This is a genomic window from Paenibacillus sp. AR247 (assembly GCF_002968895.1).
GTDB lineage: Bacteria > Bacillota > Bacilli > Paenibacillales > Paenibacillaceae > Paenibacillus_AQ > Paenibacillus_AQ favisporus.
The window spans coordinates 1743351-1749505 of sequence record NZ_PCZT01000009.1; the positions used below are offsets into that span (position 1 = coordinate 1743351).

A 6155-nucleotide genomic window follows, 5' to 3' on the forward strand; every position below is an offset into this window, starting at 1 on the left:
ATCTCATCGAACATCCCGTCCTGGTCGACCTGCATGCCGGCCAGCCTCTTCAGCAGGCTTTTGGCTGCTTCCGGGCTTAGAATAAAGAACAAATTGCCTGGAGCGTCACCTTCCACCCTGAGAAAAATAGCAATGACGATTCGCTCGGCCCCGCCGACCCTGTCGGCAATCTCTTCAAAGGGAAGCAGCTGCACTTTGGGAACCGCCATATCGACCGGCTTATCGAGCAGGCGGGACAGCGCCGTTGCCGCATTGCCCGCCCCGATATTGCCGACTTCCTTCAGGACATCCATTTTGAATTCCTTAAAATGCTTAAAGACCTCCACGAACTACTCCTCTAGGCTTTCCAGCTGAATGATTTCGCTCTTCTTGAGCACCTCGGACAAGTTCAGCATGATGAGCAGACGGTCATCGCCGATTTTTGCCACGCCGTCCAGGTATCTGGCCTTAATGCCTCCGACGACTTCCGGCGGAGTCTCGATCCGGTCTCTGTTCAGATCGATGACATCATTGGCCGAATCGACGATAAAGCCGACTTCCATTTCGCCTACCACCACGATAATGATCCGCGTTTGGTCCGTATGTTCGGTTTCCGGAAGGCCGAAGCGTCCCCGCAGGTCGATCACCGGAATAACGACGCCCCGCAGGTTAATGACGCCCCTAACGAACGTGTATGTCTTCGGAACGCGTGTAATGGGAAGCATGCGCTCAATCGTTTGGACTTTGTCGACTTCGATTCCGTACTCTTCACTGCCCAGCTTAAATACAATGACTTTGATATCTTCTCCCATGCCCTAAACCTCCTTATTTAAATGCGGCGTATTTGCAATTCTTTACTGTCGCCGCAAGCCTTCCTTTATCGCAAACCTTCCTATTTAATGAAGACGTTCGGGTCCAGAATCAAGGCCACCTGGCCGTCGCCCAGAATGGTTGCCCCCGAAATTCCTTTGATTTGCGGCAGATACTTGCCAAGGTTTTTCAGGACGATTTCGTTTTGTCCGATAAATTCGTCGACGGCCAAAGCCGCCAAACGGTCTCCCTTATGGATGACGATGATCTCGGTTTCGCTTTCGTCCTCTTCATTAAAGTCAGGAACTTCAAAAATGCGGCTCAGCGAAATGAGCGGGATCATCGATCCGCGGAAATCCACCATTTTGTTGCCATGCACTTGGCGGATCTGTTCCTTCTTAACGATGCCGGTTTCCACGATCGAGCTGAGCGGGATGGCATATTTCTCGGATCCCATCTTCACGAGCATCGCGGCGATGATCGACAGGGTGAGCGGCAGCTGCACCGAGAAATTCGTTCCTTTCCCCGGTGTCGAATAAATGGTCACCTGCCCGCCGAGCGAAGTGATCTTTGCCTTCACGACATCCAGTCCGACTCCCCGGCCCGATACGTCGCTTTCCGTTGCCTACAGCCTGGACGAGCCCTGCGGCAATATTGTGAAGCGGTAATACATGACTCACGCAGCCAAGTTCCACTGCGGAACGCGGCATGCCGTATACGATGCAGGTCTCCTCGCTCTCCGCAAACGTGCTGGTAACCCCGGCATCGTACAGCCGCTTCATCATCTTTGCCCCGTCGCTTCCCATCCCGGTCATCAGCACCACGTGGCGTTTCAGGGATGGGAGCTCAAGCAGGGATTCGAACATGACATCCACCGACGGACGGTGGCCGCCCACCGGACTCTCCTCCGTCAGCGAGATCATTAAGCCCCGGCTCTGATCCGGCACGATTTTCGTATGATAGCCACCCGGGGCAATATAAGCGAACCCTGGCTCCAATGCCATTCCCTGCTCGGCTTCAACCACGGTCAGCGGGCTGAACGTATTCAGCCGTTGGGCGAGGGATTTCGTAAAATTGGGCGGCATATGCTGCACGATGACAACGGGTGCCGGAAAATCGGCCGGAATGCCCTCAAGGAGCGTCTTCAGCGCCCGCGGTCCGCCGGTGGAGCAGCCGACCGCAACAAGCTGTGTATACGCGGTTGCTGCCCTGCCCTCCGCTGTCCGGCTGGGCTTGGCGGCATCCGTTCCCGCAGGCTTGGTTGTTTTCGCTTCTTGCGCCGAAGGAGCGGATTCCAGCACCTGGTTCGTCAGTTCGCGCGTTGTCCTGCTATTCGGGGAGTCCTGATGTTTCTTTCCTGCTCCAGGCTTGGAAAGCTTCGTCGCCCTGGGCTTGTCAGGCTGCTGCAGGACAACCTCCTTATCGGGGGCGCTCTCCTGCGCGGCTGCCCCGTTACGAGCACCGGTTTCTTTCGCCAGGTCCGGGAGCGGACGCTTCCGCCCAAGCTTTGGCAGGACTGGCGTTGAAACCGGTGCAGCCGCGGTGGGCTTGTTCTTCCGCTTCTCTTCCTCCGCTTTCCAAAGCGCTCTCCGTTCCTTGGCCGCCATAGCTGCCTTCATCTGCTCAAGCAGGGCATCCCGAACGTCATCGATCTGCTGCGCATGCGCTACGGACGGCTTGCGGATAAAATCAAACGCTCCGGCTTCAAGCGCCTTGATCGTCTCCCTCATGCCGGCCTCATTGATGCCGGACAGCATGATTACCGGCAGCGGATGCGCCTGCATAATGACCGTAAGCGCTTCGAGTCCGTTCATCACCGGCATCTCCACGTCCATCGTAACGAGGTCCGGCTGCTGGCTTATAATTTTGTCTACGGCTTCCTTTCCGTTAACAGCCGTATCAACGACCCGAAATGCGGGATCCTTTTCAATGATATCGGATACGATCTTCCGCATGAAAGCCGAGTCGTCCACTACTATGACTTTGTATGGCGTCATGCCGCTTGTTCACCTCTGTTCCTTAGTACAGAAAATCATTTTGTACGACGAAGCCATTTATGCATAAACCCTTTGATTCCTGTCAAGGCACTTGGTTCCGGGGGAGCCGGTACGAGCAAGTAACGGTATGCGATCCGCTGCAGATCCTTCGCTGCATTGCAAAAGCGTAGGCGTCGGTGATTGAAGTCGGCTCCGGTGTGGTCACAACCAGGCATTCATCCGCCGAACGGATAAAGTTCAGGTTCTCCTTGGACAGCCCCGCGCCGGTATCGAAGATGATATAGTCCATCTCGTCTGCCAGTCCTTCAATCTGCTCCGTAAAATAAGCCAGATCCTGCTCGGAGAGTGACAGCAGCTCGGATAACCCGGAGCCGCCGGCGATAAAAGACAACGAATGTGGTCCCTTCTCGATGATTTCGCTCGCCGACTTCTCACGCTGGAGCAAATGGTACAGGTTGAATTTTGGCGAGATGCCCATCAGTACATCGATATTGGCCATACCGATATCGGCGTCAAACACCAGCACTTTCAGTCCCATCGCCTGCAGGGCAAGGGCAAAGTTGAGCGTAAAGTTCGATTTGCCTACGCCTCCCTTTCCGCTCGTGACGGTGATCAGCTTGGCGGTTTTCCCCTTCCCGGTCAGCCTGGGTTCCATTCCGGCTTCGGCTCCTCTCCCGCCGGATCCCTGCTGCCGGATCAAATCCCTTAATGCTTGTGCCTGGTCCATCATGGCGCCTCTTCTCCAAGCAGCATACCGCACAGCTTCTTGCTGTCCGGAAGCAGAAGGTCTTCAGGCACGTTCTGGCCGTTGGTCATGTAGGACAGGTACAGCGGGTATTCCCGGATCAGGTTAAAGACGGAGCCGCAGCTTCCGGTCTCATCCAGCTTGGTGAAGATCACCTTGTCCAGCCCATACTTGCTGAAGTGTTCTGTGATCTTCTTCATATCCTGGCTCTTGGATGTCAGGCTGAGCACCAGATAGGTTTCGCTATGGTCCGTTATGGCGGAAAACAGGCTTTGCAGCTCCGAGACGAGCAGTTCGTTACGATAGTTGCGGCCGGCCGTGTCCATCAGGATGATGTCGCAGTCCTGAAGGCGCTGAAACGCCCGCTGCATATCACCGGGCGACTGCACCACCTCCAGCGGGACATTCAGAATGGAGGCGTACGTCCGCAGCTGGTCAACCGCCGATATCCGGTAGGTATCGGATGTAATCAGGCCAACTTTCCGGTGAAAACGCAGCAGCTGTTCCGCAGCCAGCTTGGCGATGGTCGTCGTTTTGCCGACCCCCGTAGGACCTGCGACATAGACGATCCGAGTGCGGTTGGCAATGCCTCCGCCAAACCGCTCCGACAGGAACGCCAGCACCTGGCTGCGTACATGTGCAAACAATTCCGCATCCCCGAGCGTCCGGCCGCTCTCTTCCCAATGATCGAAGGAGGAGGTAATCCACTCCTCGATGAGGTCAAAGTCGACCTCCTGCTGGATCAACCGCTCCTGCAGCTTCTCCAGCACAGCCGGCAGCTGCTGCTTCATCATCGACTGGCGGGAGATTTTGGCCATCCACGCCTTCATTTCCTGCAGCTCTTCCAGCAGCTTGGCCTCCACGCTGTTTCTGGCCTCCGGCTCTCTTTCCCCCGCCGGCTGAGGCTGTTCAGAGCGGTTGAGCGCTCCGGTGATCTGCCCCCGTTCCGAAAGAGGGAACGTTACGTTGGAAGGCGGCGTCTCGTTCGCAGCTGCTGATTCCCCATAGCCTGCCGTCTGGGTCACGCCCTGGCCGGCTTGAACGGATGTCATCTCCGCCCCGCGAGGCTCCGGTCGAGCAGGAGCGGCCACCGGCTGGGCTTGATCAGCAGAAACCTTGGCGCCGGTTGCGGCAAGGGTCAGCTCGGCGGTCTTCTTGTATGCCTGCGGCACGGCCTTCTGTGGGACGGCCGCCTTTTGAGGAGCCGGGGCCTGCGCCTGCCGCTGTTTCGTTGATGTATTCGCCTGTTCGTCTGCTTCCACCGCGGCGATGACCTCGATTTTTTTCTTCTTAAACATGCCCAGGAAGCCGCCCAGCTTGGTCTCCTTCGTGCTCAGAATGACGGCATCGCTGCCCAGCTCATTGCGGATTTGGAGCATAGCTTCAGGCATCGTATCGACCACATATCGCTTTACTCTCATAAGTTCACCACTCCGACACTTTGAATTTCTACATTGGGTTCAAGCTCGCTGTAAGAAAGAACCGGAATATCCTGCATGGTCCGCTCGATCACCTGGCGCAAATACATCCGGATGGTCGGCGAGGCAAGCAAAATGGGTTGCTGTCCCGATTGAAGCAGGCGGTTGATCTGCTCGCTGAGCTTCTGGTACACCGTCTGGGTAGAAACAGGATCCATCGCCAGGTAGCTCCCCTGATCCGTCTGCTGGACGCTGTCGGCAATCTTTTTCTCCAGTGTTGGCCCTACTGTAATGACCTTGAGCGTCTCGCCTTCCCTTGAGAACTGCTGCGTAATTTGGCGGGATAATGCCTGCCGCACATACTCGGTCAGCACATCGGGGTCTTTCGTATATTGGCCGTAATCGGCCAGCGTTTCAAAGATCGACACCAAATCCCGAATCGAAATTTTCTCACGAAGCAGCTTGGCCAATACTTTCTGAACATCTCCGATCGCCAGCACCGACGGAATGAGCTCGTCGACGAGAACCGGATAATTTTCGCGCAAATTGTCGACCAGCGTTTTCGTCTCCTGCCGTCCAAGCAGCTCGTGGGCATGCTTTTTGATCAACTCGGTCAAATGGGTCGCCACAACGGACGGCGGATCCACTACCGTATAGCCCGAAAGCTCCGCGCGATCCTTCGTCGCTTCGTCAATCCACAAGGCCGGGAGTCCGAAAGCTGGTTCCAAAGTTTCAATTCCTGTGATCGATTCGTCATCGTAACCGGGACTCATGGCCAGGTAGTGATTTAATAGTAATTCACCGCTTCCGACGGTATTCCCTTTAATTTTGATGACATATTCGTTCGGTTTTAGTTGAATATTGTCGCGGATCCGGATCACCGGGACCACAAGTCCCAGCTCCAAGGCGCACTGTCTGCGGATCATAATGATCCGGTCAAGCAAATCTCCGCCCTGCTGTGTATCCGCCAAAGGAATCAATCCGTAACCGAATTCGAATTCGATCGGGTCCACCTGCAGCAGGTTGATGACACTTTCCGGACTGCGCACCTCTTCGATCTGCTGTTCCTCTTCCAGCTGTTCCACCTCGATCTGCTTTTTGTCCATGTTCCGCTGCATCCGGTAAGCGGCAAAAGCGAGCAGCCCGGCCAGCGGAAGCGTCGTGATGAGATGAATCGGAGTAAAGAGCCCGAGGAGGGCAATCGTC

4 protein-coding genes and 3 pseudogenes are annotated in these 6155 nt (G+C 55.8%); all 7 read right to left on the reverse strand.

The genetic code is table 11. From position 1 onward, the window contains the following. Window positions 1–293: chemotaxis protein CheC (locus CPT76_RS16420; RefSeq protein ID WP_374954682.1), on the reverse strand; the 293-nt coding region annotated here is incomplete at its 3' end. Window positions 294–329: 36 nt separating this feature from the next. Next, window positions 330–791 carry a chemotaxis protein CheW gene (locus tag CPT76_RS16425; RefSeq protein WP_105443621.1) on the reverse strand — a complete coding sequence of 154 codons (462 nt, stop codon included), beginning with the start codon at window positions 789–791 and terminating at the stop codon, window positions 330–332. An 80-nt stretch (window positions 792–871) separates the two neighbouring features. After that, window positions 872–1414 (reverse strand): annotated as a pseudogene (locus tag CPT76_RS16430) (chemotaxis protein CheW); the annotation flags it as partial. Next, window positions 1413–2786: pseudogene (locus tag CPT76_RS16435) on the reverse strand (protein-glutamate methylesterase/protein-glutamine glutaminase); the annotation flags it as partial. The pseudogenes CPT76_RS16430 and CPT76_RS16435, both read right to left, overlap by 2 nt. Window positions 2787–2821: 35 nt before the next feature. Further along, a pseudogene (locus tag CPT76_RS16440) lies at window positions 2822–3516 on the reverse strand (AAA family ATPase). Next, the gene (gene flhF, locus CPT76_RS16445; RefSeq protein ID WP_105443622.1) at window positions 3513–4952 is read right to left on the reverse strand and encodes a flagellar biosynthesis GTPase FlhF; all 1440 of its coding nucleotides are present in this window, start codon (window positions 4950–4952) and stop codon (window positions 3513–3515) included. Before flhF ends, CPT76_RS16440 begins: the two are co-directional and overlap by 4 nt. Beyond that, a partial coding sequence (locus CPT76_RS16450) for an FHIPEP family type III secretion protein (protein WP_181152880.1) occupies window positions 4949–6155 on the reverse strand: 1207 nt, incomplete at its 5' end. The genes flhF and CPT76_RS16450, both read right to left, overlap by 4 nt.

What these genes read in the sequence shown, in the direction of transcription:
- CPT76_RS16425 (WP_105443621.1), bottom strand. Translation starts at nt 791, where the DNA reads ATGGGAGAAGATATCAAAGTCATTGTATTTAAGCTGGGCAGTGAAGAG.
- flhF (WP_105443622.1), bottom strand. Translation starts at nt 4,952, where the DNA reads ATGAGAGTAAAGCGATATGTGGTCGATACGATGCCTGAAGCTATGCTC.